This is a genomic window from Streptomyces sp. NBC_01450 (assembly GCF_036227505.1).
Classification (GTDB): Bacteria; Actinomycetota; Actinomycetes; order Streptomycetales; family Streptomycetaceae; genus Streptomyces.
In genome coordinates this window covers 342,969-359,888 of sequence record NZ_CP109481.1, presented here as the reverse complement: position 1 = coordinate 359,888, position 16,920 = coordinate 342,969, and the positions used below count along the sequence as shown (strand labels likewise).

Here is a 16,920-nt window from a genome sequence, read left to right as displayed (position 1 = left end):
TTCACCTCGCGACTCGGGACTCGGCCAGTTCGGCGCGGCCGATCAGGACACCACCGCAACTGGTGCGGCACACCAGCTCCAGTGCCTCGTACTTCTCCCAGGTCGGCAGCGCCGCGCGGAACAGCGGGGCGACCTGCCGCAGGAACGCGGCGGCCGGGTAGACCTGGTCCTCGGCATGCTCCGGGCTGTTCGGCGGCTTCGCGAGGACGTCCTCGATGGCGAGCTCGCGGACCACCTTGGCGTACTGCGACCAGCGGACGAAGGTCGAAGTGCCCTCCTCCATCAGCAGGTGGAACATGCGCTGCGGCTCGGCGTCGGGGTCCACCGGACGGGCCCAGATGTCCTCCAGGTACTCCTCGTCGACCCAGGCGCGGCCCCAGGCGGTGTGCCGCCCGTGGGCCGCCCGGGTGGCGCGCTCATGGAGTTCGGCACGGCCCGGCAGCGGGATCAGGTCCGCCTCGGCGGTGCCGTTGGAGTACATCGGCACGCTGGTGAACGGCCACTGCTCCGAGCTGACGACCAGGACATAGAGGAGCGCGGCGGTCAGCGCGCAGCCCACGACGGCCATGGTCGTGGCGACCGGCCCGTCGGAGGTGAAGACGTGCGTCGCCGGGCGGTCGCCGGTGACCTGCTCGATCAGCCAGGGCCAGTCGAACAGCAGCAGGTAGCACCACATCTGGATGTAGTAGGCCGGGAACATGACCCAGAGGATGACGATGTGCATGGCGATCCACGCCAGGACCATGGGCATGCGCAGCTGCCAGCTGAAAATGGCGGCCACCGCGCCGAGTTCGACGACCAGCGTGCCCCAGGCGGCCAGCCGGCACAGCCACGGCTTGGAGATCATCAACCGCGACAGCCACAGCCAGCGTGCCGCCGGCTGGGAGATCCGGAGGTAGAAGTTCAGCGCGGTGCCGTCGAACCAGCCCTGCCGGCCGAAGCGCAGCTTCGCGACGCCGGCGGCGAACAGGGTGTAGGCGAGTGCCACCAGCAGCAGGCAGGGGGCGAATCCCGACGTGAACGCGGAGTCGCGGGCCACCAGCAGGGGCCAGGCGGTGTGGTCGGCGAGCAGCCCGTCGAGCGAGAAGTCGTAGGACACCGAGAAGCACATGGCGAACAGGGTGTAGAGGGCTGCGTGGCTGGAGTGGTTGGCGCCCAGCGCACCGGCGTTCACCGCGTGCAGGAACGCGAAGCCCAGGAAGGTGAGGATCCCGGCGACCGGTTGCAGCAGGCCCGCCGTCGCGGCGATCCAGGCGACGATGGTCAGATTCCTGACCACCACGAGCACCGCCGGGCGGACCCATCGGATCCCTAGGACGCGCAGCGCGAGGACGGGAGTGTAGAAGGCCGACTCGGTCTTCGCCATGATCTTCGGCGCGAACAGCGGCGTGGGCTGCTGGTTCATACAAAGTACGAGCAGCCCCGCGTAGAGGACCGCCCTGAGGACGCCGGAAACCGGGGGCAGCTGATGGAGCCACCAATGGGTGATCATAGTGCTTCTTCCTCACCGTGAGAGATGTGAGTGGTCGATGGACCCGGTCCGGTCAACCGGTCGCGCAGGAGTTTGACCACCTCGCCGAACGTCCCCGGCGCCACGAGGAAGAAGTGGTCTCCGTGGAAGATCCGCAGTTCGTACGATCCAAGCGTGAGCTCGGACCAGGCCTCTGCGGTGCCCGGCCGCACCCGGGGGTCCATATCACCGATCAGCGCGGTCACCGGGACGCGCAAGGGTTGCCGGGGCCGGTGGCTGTACGTCTCCACGGCACGGAAGTCGGCGCGCAGTGGCGGTAGGACCATCTGGCGGATGTCCGGGTGGCTGAGCAGCTCGACGTCGGTTCCCCCCATCGCCGCCAACTCGGCCATCAGGGCGTCGTCGTCGGCGGCGTGCAACCGCCGCGGATCGTCGGGCACGGCCGCGCCACGGCACCCGGAGACGAACAGTCGCGCGACCGGCACACCGCGTTCTTCGAGGAGCCCGGCCATCTCGTACGCGACAAGAGCGCCCATGCTGTGTCCGAACAGCGCCAGCGGCACATCATCGAGTCCGTCCGCCGTCAGCGCGGCGAGCACCGCGACCGCCAGCTCCCGGATGTCGGTGATCGACGGCTCCCTGTGGCGTTCCTGCCGACCTGGATACTGCGCCACCAGCACGTCCACGTCGCCGGACAACGCCTCCGAGAACGGGAAGTAGAAACTGGCGGAGCCGCCGGCGTGCGGCAGCATCAACAGGCGCGAGGTCGGACGCCTCGGTGCCGGGTGGAACCCGCACAGCCATCGCCCGGCGCGGGACCCGGTGTCGGTGGTCATGCCTGACCCGCCATCTCGGCCAGGCAGCGACGCAGCTCCACGTCCACACGGGCGACAGCGTCGGCGCTGACGCCGTCCTCCCGCCACTGCGTGACGACCGTCCAGGAGCCGTCTGCGCCGGGAATCGCCTCGATCACGAGCTCCATCGCGGTGCGCGGCGGCCGGATCCGTATGGGCGTCAGCTCGACACCGGCGCCCAGAGCGTCGGCCGGCGGTGGCAGTTGGAGGACGACGAAGGTCTGGAAGAAGGGGTGGCGCCCTCGGGCGGGTGCCAGTGCGCCCACCACGTCGTCGAACGGCGTGCGCGCGTGGTCGAGGCCGTCCACGACCAGCCGCACCGCACGGGCGAGTACGGTGCTCGCGTCCTCTTCCGGCTTCGCCGTCAGGCGGACGACGAACGGGTTGACGAAGTAGCCGACGGTCGACTCCGGGACGGGGTCGAACCGGCCGGCCGTCACGGTTCCGAGCGCCGGGTCGGCGATCCCGAAGGTCCGTGCCAGGGCGAGCCCGGCCGCGGCCATGAGTCCGGTCAGGACCGGTCCGCCCAGACCCGCGCAGACCGCCGCCAGGGCTGTCACCGTTTCGGCGTCCACGCGGGTGGCGAGCTCCCGTCGGGCCGCCTCGGCGGCACCACCGGTGGGCGCCGGCAGGAACGGCTCGGGAGCCGGCCGCAGTTGGTCGGACCAGTAGGGGAGGTCCCGGTCGGCCCAGTCGGCGAGCTGGTGCGCCTCCCAGGCGGCGTAGCGCCGGTAGCTCAGCCGCCCTTCGTGCGCGGGGACGGGCCGTCCGGCGCAGCGGGCTTCGTAGGCGGCCCGCAGGTTGGCCACGAAGGCGTGCTCCGAGCTTCCGTCGAAGGATATGTGGTGCACCTGGAGGCAGAGCAGGTGCCGTTCGTCACCGATGCGGCAGAGCCTGAACCGCACCGGGATCTCCGAGTCCAGCGCGAACGGGCGGTCCCACCAGTCGGCGACGAGCGCCTCGGCGAGTTCCTGCGGTTCGCGCCCGACGGCGTCGGACGGCGGCTCGACCTCTTCCAGGAATCTGCCAGTCGGCTCGGGCGGCAGGATCCGCTGCACCGGGCCCTCGTCGCCCCAGAGGTAGACCGTCCGCAGTGCCGCGTGCGACCGCAGGCACTCGGCGAGTGCCTCGGCGAGGATGTCCCGCCGGAGCGGACCGGCGAGCAGGTAGGCCAGCACGATGGTGCTGTCCGCCGCTCCCGGCGAGGCCATCTCGGCGAGCCAGAAGCGCTGTTGGGCGTGGGAGAGCGGGCCGTCGCTCTCCTCGTCGACTGCTTCCGGCAGTTCGTCGGCCCGCGCCGCACCGGCGCAGTAGGCGGTGATCGCCTCGACCGAACGGAGCCGGTAGACGTCGGCGGCGGTCAACCGGGCGTCGAGCCGTCGGCCCAGCCGGGCCGCCAGCCGGATGACGTCCAGGGAGTTCGCCCCGGCTTCGAGGAGGTCGTCGGCGGCGGTCAGCCGGGCCGTGCCCAGGAGTGAGCGCACCTCCGCCAGCGGACCGCCGGGGGCCTCGCCCACCGCCCCGACGCCTGCGGCCCGGTCGTCTCCGCCGGGGTCGGCTGCGGCCAGGTGCTCCTGGATCAGCGCGGCCACCGCCCGGCGGTCGGTCTTGCCGTTGGCGTTGCGGGGCATCCGGTCGACGTGGTGGAGGAGCGTGGGGACCATGGCGTCCAGCAGCCGGGTCGCCGCGAAGGCCCTGAGCTCCGGCGGGTCCAGGGGGCGCCGGTCGGCGGTGGTGTACCCGGCCACCAGGTGCCGACGGCTCCCCGACGGCGAGTCGACCACCACGGCGCAGGCCTTCGTGATCGAGGGGTGCGTCTCGAGGACGGCCTCCACCTCGCCGGGCTCGATGCGGATCCCGCGGACCTTGATCTGGTCGTCGATGCGTCCGCGGTAGCGGAGCAGCCCGTCCGCGTCCCGCTGGGCGAGGTCGCCGGTGCGGTAGTAGCGCTCGCCCTCGAGGTCGAAGAAGCGCCGCCGGGTCTCCTCCGGGTCTCCGGCGTAGCCGAGGGCGACGCCGTCGCCGCCGACCGCGATCTCGCCCTCGTACTCGCCCGTGGCGGCGCCGGGACGGCCGTCCGGGTCCAGCAGCCGGACCACGGTCCTGGGCAGGGGCGTGCCGATGGGGATCTCGGTGCTGCCCTCGGCCACGTCGCCCGGCCGGACGACGTGGTGGGTGGCGAAGATCGTCGACTCCGCCGGACCGTAGCCGTTGACCAGGTGCAGCTCCGGGAAGCCGGCGAGGACCTGCCGTGCGGCGGCCACCGGGACCCGCTCGCCGCCGGTCAGCACCAGGCGCAGCCCCTCGAAGACATCGGGCCGGTCCTCGGCCAGCGCGGCGAACAGCGAACTCGTCAGCCAGACGCTGTTGACGCCACGGCGGACGGCGGCCTTCAGGAGCTCCGCGTCCAGGGCGGCGGCACCGCGGTCCAGCAGCACGCTCCGGCCGCCGTTGAGCAGCGGCGCCCACAGCTCCAGCGAGAACGCGTCCCACGGCAGCGGTGACGCCTGGAGGAACACGGTGTCGGCGCCGACCGAGATCGCGGGACAGTCGACGACCGTCCGGAGGGTGCCGCGGTGGGGCGACAGCGCGCCCTTGGGCCGGCCGGTGGAGCCCGAGGTGTAGAAGACGCTCGCCGTGCGCGTGCCGTCGGTCTCCGCGGGGGGTGCGGCGGCGGGGTCGCCGGCGAACAGCTCGCCCGGCGTGACGGCGGGGACGCCCGTCCCGGCACACACATCCCCGGCGAGCTCGCCGTCGTCGGTGACGAGGAGACAGGTGTCCGTTCCGCGCACCGCGTCCGCGATCCGGAGCCGGGGCCACTGCGGGTCGACGGCCACGTAGGCGGCACCGGCCCGCAGGACGCCCAGCAGCGTGGCCACCAGGTCGATCGAGCGGTCCATCGCCACCGCGACCTGGGCGCCGACGGGCACGCCCCGGCGGCGCAGCTGCGCGGCGACGGCCTCGGCCCGTTCGACGAGCGAGCCGTAGCTGATCGTCTCCTCGGCCTGCTGGACCGCGACGGCGTCGGGACGGAGCCGGGCGTGGTGGGCGACCACGAGTTCTATCCGCTCGCCGTGGGCGTACGGATCGGGCGGGGCCGCGCCCCGGCGGGCGCGGTGGACGTCGGCTGCCGTGCTCACTTGCCCGCCGCCGGCGTCCGTACCAGGTCGAGCTGCTCGGCCAGGCCCTGCACGGTGGTGTGGTCCAGCACGACCGAGAAGGCGAGCCGGGTGCCGAGTTCGCGGTTGATCCGGTGGCTCATCCGGAAGGCGAGCATGGAGTGCCCGCCCAGGGCGAAGAAGTCCTGGTCGCGGCCCACCCGTTCGACGCCGAGCAGGTCCGCCCAGAGGGCGGCCACGTAGTGCTCGGTCTCGCCGAGCGGTTCCGCGAAGTCTTCCGCGGCGTGGGCGTCGTGCCCTGCCAGCGCCTCCCGCAGGGCCGCGTTGTCTCGCTTGCCGTGCTGGGTGTACGGGATCTCGCTCTGGACGATGAAGCTGCTCGGCACCATGTAGTCGGGCAGGTTCCGCTCCACCCGGGCGCGCAGCTCCGCGATGTCCAGTTCCTCGCCGAGCACGACGAAGGCGACCAGTCGGCGGTCGTCGCCCTCGCCCTCGGCGAGCACGACGGCGTCCTGCACCTCGGGGTGGTGCCGGAGCGACTGCTCGACCTCGCCGGGCTCCACCCGGTAGCCGTGGATCTTCACCTGGTCGTCGGCGCGGCCGATGAACAGCAGCGCCCCGTCCGCACGCAGCTGTGCCAGGTCGCCGGCCCGGTACATCGGCATCGGGGCGCCGTCGACGGTGACCGTCACGAAGCGCTCGGCGGTGAGGTCCGCGCGGTCGAGGTAGCCGCGGGCCAGGCCCGGGCCGCCGACGAAGATCTCCCCGCGCTCGCCCGCGGGTACCTCCCGCAGGTCCGCGTCGAGCAGCCGGACCGTCACTCCGGCGAGCGCGGTCCCGATCGGCACCGTGCCGGACCGCACATCCGACTCGGTCACCAGGTGCGCGGTACAGGCGGTGGTGGTCTCGGCTGGCCCGTACAGGTTGTAGAGCTGTCCTTGGAAGCAGCCCGTGAGCAGGTCGCGACAGGCGGAGGGCTGGAGGACGTCACCGCCGGCGCAGAGCACCCGCAGCGACGCGAACGCGTCCCGGTCCTCCCGCACGACGTGGTTGACCACCATGGTGGGCACGAGCATCGCCGAGACGCCGTACTCCTCCATCTGCCGCCGGAAGCCCGCGGCGAGCAGTTCCGGTGCCGGCGGCAGGACGACCATCTGGGCACCGGCCGCGAGGGTGGTCCACATCTCGAAGTGGAAGGCGTCGAAGGAGACGTTGGAGATCTGCCCCGTCCGGTCCTCGGGGTGGAGCTGCGGCAGGCCGGGGTTGGTCGCGAACGACACGATGTTCCGGTGCTCCAGCACGATCGCCTTCGGCCGGCCCGAGGAGCCCGAGGTGAACAGGACGCTCGCCGCGTTCTCCGGCAGCGGTGCCGCGCCCGCGCCCTGGCCATCGAACCCGGCCCAGTCACCGATCGGCACGACCTCAGCGGGTACCGCCGTCAGCGAGCCGGCCGACGCCTGGTCGCTGAGGACGACCTTCGCGCCGCTGTCCTGCAGCATCCGGTCCCGGCGGGCGTCGGGGTAGCGCTGGTCCACCGCGACGTAGGCCGCTCCGGCCTTGAGGACGCCGAGCACCGCGACGGCGAAGTCGACGGAGCGGGGCAGGTAGACCCCGACCCGGTCCTCGACGCCCACCCCGTGGCTGCTGAGCAGCGCGCCCACGGCGTCCGACCTGCGGTCCAGCTCCTCGTAGGTGAGCGTCGTCGTGCCGTCTCCGACAGCCGACCGTCCCCCGTGGCGCCGCACCGAGTCGGCGAAGAGCTCGACCAGGGTGGCGGCGCGTTCGTTCGTTGTCTTCACAGCTTCCTCCCGCACGCGTGCTCAGCGGCGGCGTGCGATCTCATCGTGGAATTCAGGCGATCCGGCGAACCGGCGGTGTGAACGACCCGGCCGTGCCGACCCGGACCACGTCATCGCCGCGGGCTGCGCGGCCCCGATCGGTGCGCGTCGGCTGGTCGATCGGGGCCGCGGTCAGGGGCGAGGACGGCTGCCCGGTGGGTCAGGACGACGGCGTGTAGACGAACGGCTGCGTCCCGACCACGGTCCGGAATCCACGCTTGGCGAGGATCGGCTCCGAGGTGGGCAGGGCGTCGGTGAAGACGAGGTCGAGTCCCCGGGCGGAGACCTCCGCCAGCCGGGAGCCCACGACCGCGGTGAACATGCCGCGCAGCCGGTGCGTCGTCTTCGTCCGGCCGCCGGCCAGTTCGGCGTAGCCGGCGCGCTCGGGGTAGTGCACCCGCCCGCCGGCCACGGGCTCCGAGCCCACGTAGGCCACGTGGACGCTCATCACGTCCGGCGTCTCCTGCAGGCAGGCCCACAGCCGGCGCCGCTCCGAGTCGGCGTTCTTGCGGCCGATCTCCCGGGCGATCACGGCGTAGTCGGCGAGGCCCTCCTCGTCGACCACACGGCGCACGTCGAAGGCGCTGGTGTCGAAGACCGCCATCGTCTCCGCGTCCAGCGGCAGGGCCAGCACCTGCTCCCGGTCGTCGGCGACGAAGCCGGCGGCCTCCAGGCGCGCGGCCAGGTCGGAGGGCGCGTCGTGGGTGTAGAGCTTCCACTCCAGCTCGTAGCCGCCCTTGTCCGCGAGGGCCTTCTCGGCCTCGATCACGGCGTCGGCGTCGTCCGCCGAGAGCCGGGAGAACCGGATCTGGCAGGACGAGCGGTCCTCCGAGAACTCGCGCACCACGCCGCCGTGTTCGGCCCGCTCACCGGTGGCGGCACGCCCGTGGTCCAGGGCGGTCAGGAAGTTCTTATCGGGGAGACCGGTCATGGGGGAATTCCTCCTGGGTCAGGATGTCGCTGATGGGTCGTGCGGTGGTCATGCCGTCGAGCACCGCCTGCAGGCGCCGCAGGATCAGCTGCGCCAAGTCCGGCGAGAAGACCTCCGTGTTGTAGCTCATCGCCAGGACCAGGCCGTCGGCGTAGCGCTGGAAGACGAACTGCAGGTCGGCCTGCTTGGCGCGCCGGTGGATGTCCTTCGGAACGAAGGCGACGGTCGCCCCGATCGGTGCCGCGTCCCAGCCGGACTCCATCTGGTCCAGGTTGACCACGACGTCGAAGAGCGGGCTGCGCTCGGGGCCCCGCTGCCAGCCCAGGTCGCGCATGATCTCGCCGTACGGGTACTCGTCGTGCTCGAACGCCCGCAGGATCGTCTGCTGGGCCCGGGCGAGCAGCGCCGGCACCTCGTCGTCCGCGGCCACCTTGAGGCGCAGCGGGACGGTGCCGATGAAGGTGCCGATCTGGTCCTCGAACTCCTGGCGGTCCCGGCCGAGGGAGTACGTCCCGATCAGGGAGTCGGTGACCCCTGTGGTGGCGAGGAGCAGCCCGACCGCGCACCAGCCGACGGTGAACTCGGTGACCGAGTGCTGCCGGGCGAGCGCCCCGAACCGCTCGGCGAGGTCGGTCGGGAGGGTCAGGTACAGCCGGTCGCCGGCGAGCGCGCTGACCTCGGGCCGCGGCAGGTCGGCCGGAAGCGGTACCGGCACGGCCAGCCCGCTCAGCTCCCGGCGCCAGAACTCCCGGTGCTCGCTGCGGACTTCGGGCGTCAGCCGGTCGTTGCGCCAGGCCGCGGCGTCCTTGTACTGGATCGGGAGTTCCGGCAGGTCGGCGGCGCGTCCGGCCACCAGTGCCTCGTACAGCTCGTGCCAATCGCGGAAGAGCACCCGCGCGGACGAACCGTCGGCGAACACCTGGTGGATCGACGTGAGCAGCAGGTGGGTGTCGGTGTCGAGGCGGATCAGGTCGGCCCGCACCAGCGGCTCCCGCGCCGTCTCGAACGGCTCGTCCTTGCGGGCGACCACGAACTCGTGGACCTGCTCCGCGGAGCTGCCGGTCATGTCGTGGAAGCGGTAGTTGAGGGGGAGGGCACCCGGCGCGTGCACGGTCTGCACCGTCCGACCGTCGACGAGGTCGCAGGTCGTCCGCATGCTCTCGTGCCGCTCGACCAGCAGCTCGAAGCCGCGCCGCAGCAGCGACGGGTCGAGCGGGCCGCGCAGTTCCTGCAGGTCGTTGCGGTGGAAGGCACCGGGGTAGGCGCTCCCGCGGTCGATCTCCATCAGCAGGTCCTGCGTGCGGGCGCCCTCGTACTCCCCCGGGCCGCCCAGGCTCGGGATCGGTGCGACCACCTGCCGCTGGGCCTCGGCCAGGGCCTCGGCGAGGCCGGCGATCGTGGGGCTGACGAAGAACGTTTTCAGGTCGAGCGTGACGCCCAGTCGGCTCTGGACCCGTGCCAGCAGCTTGATGGCGCGCAGCGAGTTGCCGCCGACATCGAAGAACCGGTCCTCCTCTGTGACGTCGGAGACGCCCAGCACCTCGCACCAGATCCCCGCGAGGTCCTGGGTGACGGCGTCGGAGGGCCCCTGTGCTCCGGCCGGAGCGAGGGCGGGGGCGGGGGCGGGGGCGGCTGCAGTGGCCGGCTCGGCCGTCGCGCCGTCGGCCGGGCTCGCGGCGAGGCGCATCGGGGCCGAGGGGTCGTCGAGCGCCCGGTCGAGCAGGCGGCTGATGTCCGCCCAGAGCCGGTCGATCATCTCCGCGGTGAACCGGCCGCTGTCGAAGCGGATGGCCGAGCGGACCGTGCCCTCCTCCTCCGCCATCATGATGTTGATCGGGACGTCCCTGGTGTCCAGGTTCACCTCGACCGGCCGGACGGTGAGGCCGGAGCCCGCGAGAGCGCTGTGCGGCGCCTCGCCGTCCTCGCCGAACTGCTGGAACGCCACGATGACGTCGAACAGGCCCGAGGCCTGGAGCAGGCCGCGCTGCTGCAGCTCCTCCACCAGTTCCTCGTACGGGTAGTCGCTGTTGCGCAGGGCGTCGACGAACGTGGTGCGGACCGTCTCCGACAGCTGCTCGAAGCTGCCGTCAGCGTCGACCCTCAGTCGGAGCGGCAGGGACCGGATCAGCATCGCCACCAGCTGCTCCAGCGACTCGCTGTTGCGCCCCGCGATCAGGGTGCCGATGACCAGGTCGCCGTCCCGGCTGTACCCGTGGAGCGCGGCGGCGACGGCGCTCAGCATCGAGGTGAACACCGTCACCCCGCCGGCCTGGCAGAACGACTTGAGCCGCTGCCACAGCGGCACGGGGAGCTCGTAGTGCCGGTAGGCGCCGCGGTAGGAGGGGAGGCCCTCCGAGGCGACGGGGGCGGCCGGCAGGTCGAGGGCCGCCACCGGGGTGCCGAACCGGTCGAGCCAGTAGGCGGCGGCATCGTCGTGGCGGCCGCCGGCCTGCTGTGCCAGCTTGCGGTAGTGCTCGCCGTAGCCGATGCCGATCTCCGGCAGGTCCAGGGCCGCGCCGCGGTCGAAGTGGGCGTAGTAGGCGCCCAGGTCCCGGACCAGCAGCCCCAGCGACCACCCGTCGACGACGACGTGGTGGGTGCAGAGCGTCAGCAGGTGGCGGTCGGCGCCGATGGACGCCAACTGGGCCCGCAGCAGGGGGCCCTTCGCTAGGTCGAACGGACGGGAGGCGAAGGCCTTGGCCAGCGCGACGCTGTCCACGGCGCCGTGCGCGTCCCCGTCCAGCGGCGCTTCCAGCAGCTCCAGCGGCACGGTGAATCCGGCCGCCGGGGTGATCCGCTGGGTCAACTCCTCGTCCGCGTAGGAGAAGACGGCCCGCAGCGCGTCGTGCCGTGCGGCCAGTGCGTCCAGGGCGCGCCGCAGCGCCTCGGTGTTGACCGTCCCGGTCAGCTCGAAGCTGCGGATCAGGTTGAAGGCCACCGAGCCGCCCGCGAACTCGGCCGCGAGCCATACGTTCAGCTGCTCCGCGGAAGTCGGCGCGGCGTCGAGGTCCGGCGGCGCGCCCTGGACAGCAGGCGTCGTAGTGGCGAAGGTGGTGATGTCCGCCAACTTCTCCAGGTGGGCGGCGAGTTCGGCCGGGGTCTCGTAGTCGTAGATCGCGTAGGGGTCGAGCTCCACGCCGTACACCGTCTGGAGCCGGTTGAGCACCTGGATGGCGCCGATCGAGTCGCCGCCGAGGTTGAAGAAGGACTCGTCGGGAGCGATGGTCTCGATGCCTAGCACGCCCTGCCAGGCCGCCAGGACCGACCCGAGCACATCGGCGGGCTGAACGGCCTGGGCCGGGTCGGCGGCGACCGCTCCGCCGGCCTGCGGGGCGGGCGCCACTGTGTTGGCGGGGTCCAGCCAGCAGCGGGTGCGGTCGAACTGATAGGAGGGCAGCTCGATCCTGCGGCCGTCGCCGGCGGTCTCCGCCCACCTCCAGCGGGCCCCTGTCAGATACATGTCACACAGAAAGGCCTCGAAGGCATCGGGGCGTTCGGCGAGTGCCACGACGGAGCGTGCGGCGCCACCGCGGCCCGCGACCGCCGAGGAGACCGTCGACATGGGGCCGGCCTCGACGAACAGCACCCGCTGGTCGCCCAGCGCAGCGAGCAGACGGTCGACGCGGGCGTCCAGGTCACCGGCGTCGGCGTCCTCGGCGTTCACCGCCTGCCGTACCGCTTCGGCGAGTTCGACCCGGCCGAGGCTCGCGTCGATCACCAGCTTGCCGACGCCCTCCCCGACGACGTGGCGCGACTCGACGCCCATCCGCCCCAGCAGGCCGTACATCGCGTACTGGAAGGCGAACCGGCCCGCCTTCGGGTCTCCGGCGTGCGCACCGGCGGCCTGCTCGGCCTGTACGTACAGCCGGTCGAACTCGGGGTGCGCGCGACGCAGGGAGGCGGTCAGCGAGGCCGACGCCGTGCACCGTCCGGAGACCAGGATGACGGTGACCGCGGCGCTGCTCTCCGGGCCGGTCGTCGCGGGGTCGACGAGCGCGGCGGTGAGCCCGGCCGTATCGGCCGCGGTGACGCAGGCCCGGTACGGGAAGTGCTGCCGGCCCGTGACCAGGGTGCGCTGGACGTCCTCGATGCACAGGTCCGGGTGCTCGACGAGCCAGGACCGCAGGGCCTCGACATTGGCGGCGAGCGCCGTGGCGGTCTTCGCCGAAACGGGGATCCAGTTGCCGGTGTTCGAGGAGGGGCCCGGCTCCTCGCGGGCGGGCGCCTCCTCCAGGACGGCGTGCACGTTGGTCCCCATGACGCCGAACGCGCTGACGCCGGCCCGGCGGACGCCGACGGCCGGCTCCCACGGCGTCAGTTCCCTGGTCACGGTGACCGCCGAGTTCGCGAAGTCGATCAGCGGGCTCATCGTCTGCGCGTGGAGGCTGGGGAAGAGCTGCCGGTTCCGCAGTGCGAGCACCGCCTTGACCAGGCCGGCCAGGCCCGACGCACTCCAGGTGTGCCCGATGTTGCTCTTCACCGAGGAGAGCGCGCAGAACTGCTTGCGGTCCGTCACACGGCTGAACGCCAGGTCGATGGCCTCGATCTCGATCGGATCGCCAAGCCGCGTGGCGGTCCCGTGCGCCTCGATGTAGGAGATCGTGGTGGGGTCGACGGCGGCCTTCGCCCACGCCTGCTCGATCACCTCGGCCTGCGCCGAGCTGTCCGGCGCGGTGAGGCTGCCGGAGCGGCCCGCCACGTTGTTGGCCGCGGTGCCCTTGATGACGGCATGGACGACGTCCCCGTCGCGCAGCGCCCGGTCCAGCGGCTTGAGTAGGACGCTGACGACGGCCTCGCCGGAGCCGGTGCCGTCCGCATCCGCCGAGAACGCCCGGGTCTTGCCGTCCGCGGACCGGATACCGAGGTCCAGCTCGTCCTCGTCGTCCTTCGGGTCGCCGAAGAGGTTCAGGTTGACGCCGCAGACCAGGGCCAGCTCGGCGTCGCCGAGCAGCAGGTCGTTCACGCCGTGGTGGACGGCGAGCAGGGCCGACGAACAGGACGAGTCGACCATGGCGGCCGGCCCGCGGAGCCCGAAGAACCGTGCGATCCGGCCCGCGGTGGCCGCGGCGTGGGTGCCCATCACCATGGTCGGCTCGACCTGGCGGGCGAGCTGCTGGTAGACCAGCCGGGTGTCGCCGACGTAGACCGAGGTCCGGGTGCCGTCGAGCGAGGTCGGATCGTATCCGGCGTTCTCCAGCGCCTGGTACGCGCTCTGCAGGAGCAGCCGGTGTTCCGGCGCCATGTTCCGCGCCTCGCCCGGGGAGATCCCGAAGACCGCGTCGTCGAACGAGTCGATGTCCTCGATGTAGCCGTTGAGCTGGTATCGCGCGTCGATCGACAGTGACGTACGGCTACGGCGCTCGGCGGACAGCTCCCGGACGCTGTCGCGGCCGTCTTGGAGATTCGCCAGGAACTGCGACAGATCGTCGGCCTCCGGCATCCGGACGGCCATCCCGATGACCGCTACATCGCGTGCCATGACCGGGATCTCCCCGGCAATCGCGGTGCCCCCGTCCGCAGACATAGTCCACCCCTTCTAGATCGCATTCACAATACGGCCGGCTGGGAATCCTCCCGGACGCCCTCCGTCAGACAGGGTGAAAACCCCGGTTTCGAAATCGATCCACCCAGTACATCGGCCCGCGCCACTCCCGCACGAGCAAGTGGGCTTCGTTCCAATCGGAGTGGGGCTCGATGCACATGCTTGCTGTCATGCCCATGCCGCACTGGAAAAACAGTAAGCGCACGATCGCAGGTTGTCAGGGCCGACTCAGGGATTTTGCGACCGAGGCAAGGCCCGAATGGGCGTTCAATGACGTTTTGTGCTGATCGTTTCGCCCTGTTCTGCCACGTAAGCACCCGCATGGGCGGCTCGAAGTCTTCAAGATCTTTTTACTATCGAGACGCTCGGCCACCCCTCGAAGGGGGGTCGCAAAAGCCCCCTTCGAGGGAGATCGAAGGAATTTGTCCCGGCATTTTTTATCCTTTGACGTGATCACCAGCAGGCTGATAGAAGATTCCCCGAATGGAATGCCTGTCGGGGATGAAGCGGCGACGGCCGGCGTCGAAACCGAAGACCTGCCGCAGTACCGGGGGCGCACATTCCCCAGCAAATTCTGTGTTCGCCGTCCCGCCCCGATTGAGCCAGCGAACAAACCGATCGCCCTTGCCCTCGGCGGCGCGGGCAACCGGTCAACGACCTATGGATAGGCGTGCACAAATGTCCACCACCGTTTCTCCCCGAGTTCTGATGATCGGCTGGAACACCCCGGCGTTCCTGGCGCTCAAGGAGCACCATGCCGATGTGGTGTCCGTGATCGCTCCCCGGCACGTGCGCAGGGCCAAGTCCCACGCCCCCGACGCGACCCACGTGGTCGTGCCGAACGACGGCGATGTGGAGCAGATCCTGGCCGGCCTGGCCAGGGCCGAGATCGCAATCGACGAGTTCGACTTCGTGTGCACGATCGGCGAGTGGCCGATCGTCGCCGCGGCGCTGCTCGCCGAGCACGGAAAGGCGGTCGGCATGAAGCTCTCCGCCGCGATCGCCCTGCGTGACAAGTTCGTTCAGAAGCGCCTCGTCCGCGAGGCGGGACTTCCCGTGGCCGGTGCGCAGATGCCGGACCTCCTGTCCGACCTGGACGGCGAGCAGCTGACCTATCCGATCGTCATCAAGCCGCTCACCGGCGCCGGTTCGCAGGACACCCACGTCGTCTCCGACGCCGCCGAGCTGGCCTCCCTCGTCGAGACCTACCAGCAGCCTCCCCGCGGCCCCTGGCTGGTGGAGGAGTTCATGGAGGGGGAGGAACTCCACCTCGACGGGGTCGTGCGGGCCGGAGTCGTCCGGGCGCTCTCGGTCTCGCGCTACTTCCAGAACGTGATCGCCATCAAGTCCGGCGGACTGGTCGGATCGGTCCTGCTCGACCCGAACGAGAACCCGGACCTCTACTCGAAGGCCCAGTCCCTGCTGACCGGGGTCCTCGACGCCGTCGGCCACGAGGACGGGATCTTCCACGCCGAGGCCTTCGAGAAGGACGGCGAGCTCACGTTCAGCGAGGTCGGTGGCCGCCTGGGCGGCGGCGTCGTCCAGGACATCGTGCTGCGCCGCTTCGGCGTCGACCTGTCCGACGAGTGGGCCCGCGCGGCGCTGGGCCTGCCCCCGGGGGAGCCGGCCGAGCCCAGCAAGGAGCAGTGTGGCTGGGTCCACCTCCAGGCACCGGCCGGCGTGGCGGAGCACGTGCCCGACGAGTCGGAGCTCCTGGCGCAGCCCGGCTGCGTGGAGGCCGCCATCAGCATCGGCCCCGGTTCGCAGGTCCCGTCGTTCAGCGCGGCATCGAACATGAAGGCCGGCGCCGTGATCATCGTCGGCGACAGCGAGGAGCAGGTCCGCGAGCGCACCCTTGCCGCGGCCGCGTGGTTCTCGCAGGCCGTGACCGTACAAGCCCCGGAAACGGTGTGACGCAGACAGCCACTACGCCCCGGGCCGCGATCCGCCGCGCACTGACGTCCGTGCTGCCGGAGCCCGGCCCGGGGCGCAACCTCTACTGGTCCACGCTGATCAACTCCGCCGGCAACGGCCTGTTCCTGACCACGAGTTCGCTCTACTTCGTGCGCTGCGTCGGCCTGACGCCGGCCGAGGTCGGGCTCTGGCTCACGGTCTCGGGCCTGATCGGCATGCTGGCCGGCGTCCCCGTGGGCCGCATCGCCGACCGCCGCGGACCGCGCGAGACCTATGTCGTGTCGCTGGTCGCGGAGGCACTCGCGACGAGCGCCATGCTGCTCACCCGCTCACTGGTCTCGTTCGTGGCCGTCACCACCATCGCCTTCCTGGCGGCCTCGGCGAGCAGTTCCTCGCGCGGGCCGCTGGTCCGCGCCGCCGGAGGCGAGCGGGCGGCCCAGCTGCGCTCCCGCCTGCGCACCGCGATGAACCTGGGCGTCACCCTGGTCGGCCCGGTGGCGGCGGTCGCCATCAACGTGGACAGCCCGCTCGCCTACCAGTCGATGATCGCCTGCGACGCCCTGTCGTTCGCCGTGTGCGCGCTGATGACGCTCAGGATGCCGCGCGTGCCGGGCACCAAGGCCACCGGCACCGCGAGCAGGCGGTGGCGAGTCTTCGCCGACCGCCCGTACCTGACGCTGATCGGGATCAACGCGGTGATCATGCAGCAGTTCCCGGTCCTCACCCTGGTCCTGCCGCTGTGGATCTCGCTGCATACCCAGGTGCCGCGCTGGGTCGTGGGGCTGGTGGTCCCGCTCAACACCGTCCTGGTGGTGCTCCTGCAGGTACGGCTGTCCCAGGGGATGGAGTCTCCGCTCTCGGCAGCCCGGGTCATGGTCAGAGCGGGGCTCGCCTTCCTGGCCTCGCTCGCGCTGATCGGCTTCCTGGGGCACATGTCGGCGGCCCCTGCCACGGTCGCCCTCATCGTCGCCATCGTCGTGTACACCCTCGGGGAGATCTGGTCGACCGCATCGGTCTACGAGCTGAGCTTCGGCCTGGCCCCCGCGGAGGCACAGGGCGAGTACCTCGGGCTGCTCTCCAACGGCACGGCGATAGGACGCCTCACCTCCCAGGCCCTGGTCACCACGCTGTGCCTGACCGTCGGCACGGCGGGCTGGATCGTCCTGGGGCTCCTGCTGCTGGGAGCGGGGCTGGTGGCTGTGCCGACCACCAAGTGGGCCGGGCGAAAGCAGGCCGCCCACGCGTAAGTGG

Annotated in this window: 8 protein-coding genes; 2 read left to right on the top strand and 6 right to left on the bottom strand. The window is 71.4% G+C overall.

The genetic code is table 11. From position 1 onward, the window contains the following. Window position 1: 1 nt before the first annotated feature. From OG568_RS49865 to OG568_RS49840, 6 genes are all read right to left on the bottom strand, one after another. Window positions 2-1,492 carry a hypothetical protein gene (locus tag OG568_RS49865; RefSeq protein ID WP_329536764.1) on the bottom strand — a complete coding sequence of 497 codons (1,491 nt, stop codon included), beginning with the start codon at window positions 1,490-1,492 and terminating at the stop codon, window positions 2-4. Next, window positions 1,489-2,307, bottom strand: a complete 819-nt coding sequence (locus OG568_RS49860) for a thioesterase II family protein (RefSeq protein WP_329536763.1) — start codon at window positions 2,305-2,307, stop codon at window positions 1,489-1,491. Before OG568_RS49860 ends, OG568_RS49865 begins: the two co-directional genes overlap by 4 nt. Continuing rightward, window positions 2,304-5,465: an amino acid adenylation domain-containing protein gene (locus OG568_RS49855; RefSeq protein WP_329536762.1), complete on the bottom strand. Its 3,162-nt coding sequence runs from the start codon at window positions 5,463-5,465 to the stop codon at window positions 2,304-2,306. Before OG568_RS49855 ends, OG568_RS49860 begins: the two co-directional genes overlap by 4 nt. Further along, a complete protein-coding gene (locus OG568_RS49850) occupies window positions 5,462-7,243 on the bottom strand; it encodes a non-ribosomal peptide synthetase (RefSeq protein ID WP_329536761.1) in 1,782 nt (593 codons plus the stop codon). The genes OG568_RS49855 and OG568_RS49850 overlap by 4 nt, the downstream gene beginning before the upstream one ends. A 199-nt stretch (window positions 7,244-7,442) precedes the next feature. Next, window positions 7,443-8,213 carry a hypothetical protein gene (locus tag OG568_RS49845; RefSeq protein ID WP_329536760.1) on the bottom strand — a complete coding sequence of 257 codons (771 nt, stop codon included), beginning with the start codon at window positions 8,211-8,213 and terminating at the stop codon, window positions 7,443-7,445. Continuing rightward, window positions 8,194-13,692, bottom strand: coding sequence for a condensation domain-containing protein (locus OG568_RS49840; protein WP_329536759.1), 5,499 nt, complete (start codon window positions 13,690-13,692; stop codon window positions 8,194-8,196). The genes OG568_RS49845 and OG568_RS49840 overlap by 20 nt, the downstream gene beginning before the upstream one ends. 741 nt (window positions 13,693-14,433) lie before the next feature. Here OG568_RS49840 and OG568_RS49835 point away from each other — a divergent pair. Beyond that, window positions 14,434-15,669 carry an ATP-grasp domain-containing protein gene (locus OG568_RS49835; protein WP_329536758.1) on the top strand — a complete coding sequence of 412 codons (1,236 nt, stop codon included), beginning with the start codon at window positions 14,434-14,436 and terminating at the stop codon, window positions 15,667-15,669. Further along, window positions 15,666-16,916 (top strand): MFS transporter, encoded by a 1,251-nt coding sequence (locus OG568_RS49830; protein ID WP_329536757.1) that lies wholly within the window; start codon window positions 15,666-15,668, stop codon window positions 16,914-16,916. Before OG568_RS49835 ends, OG568_RS49830 begins: the two co-directional genes overlap by 4 nt. Window positions 16,917-16,920: the final 4 nt, after the last annotated feature.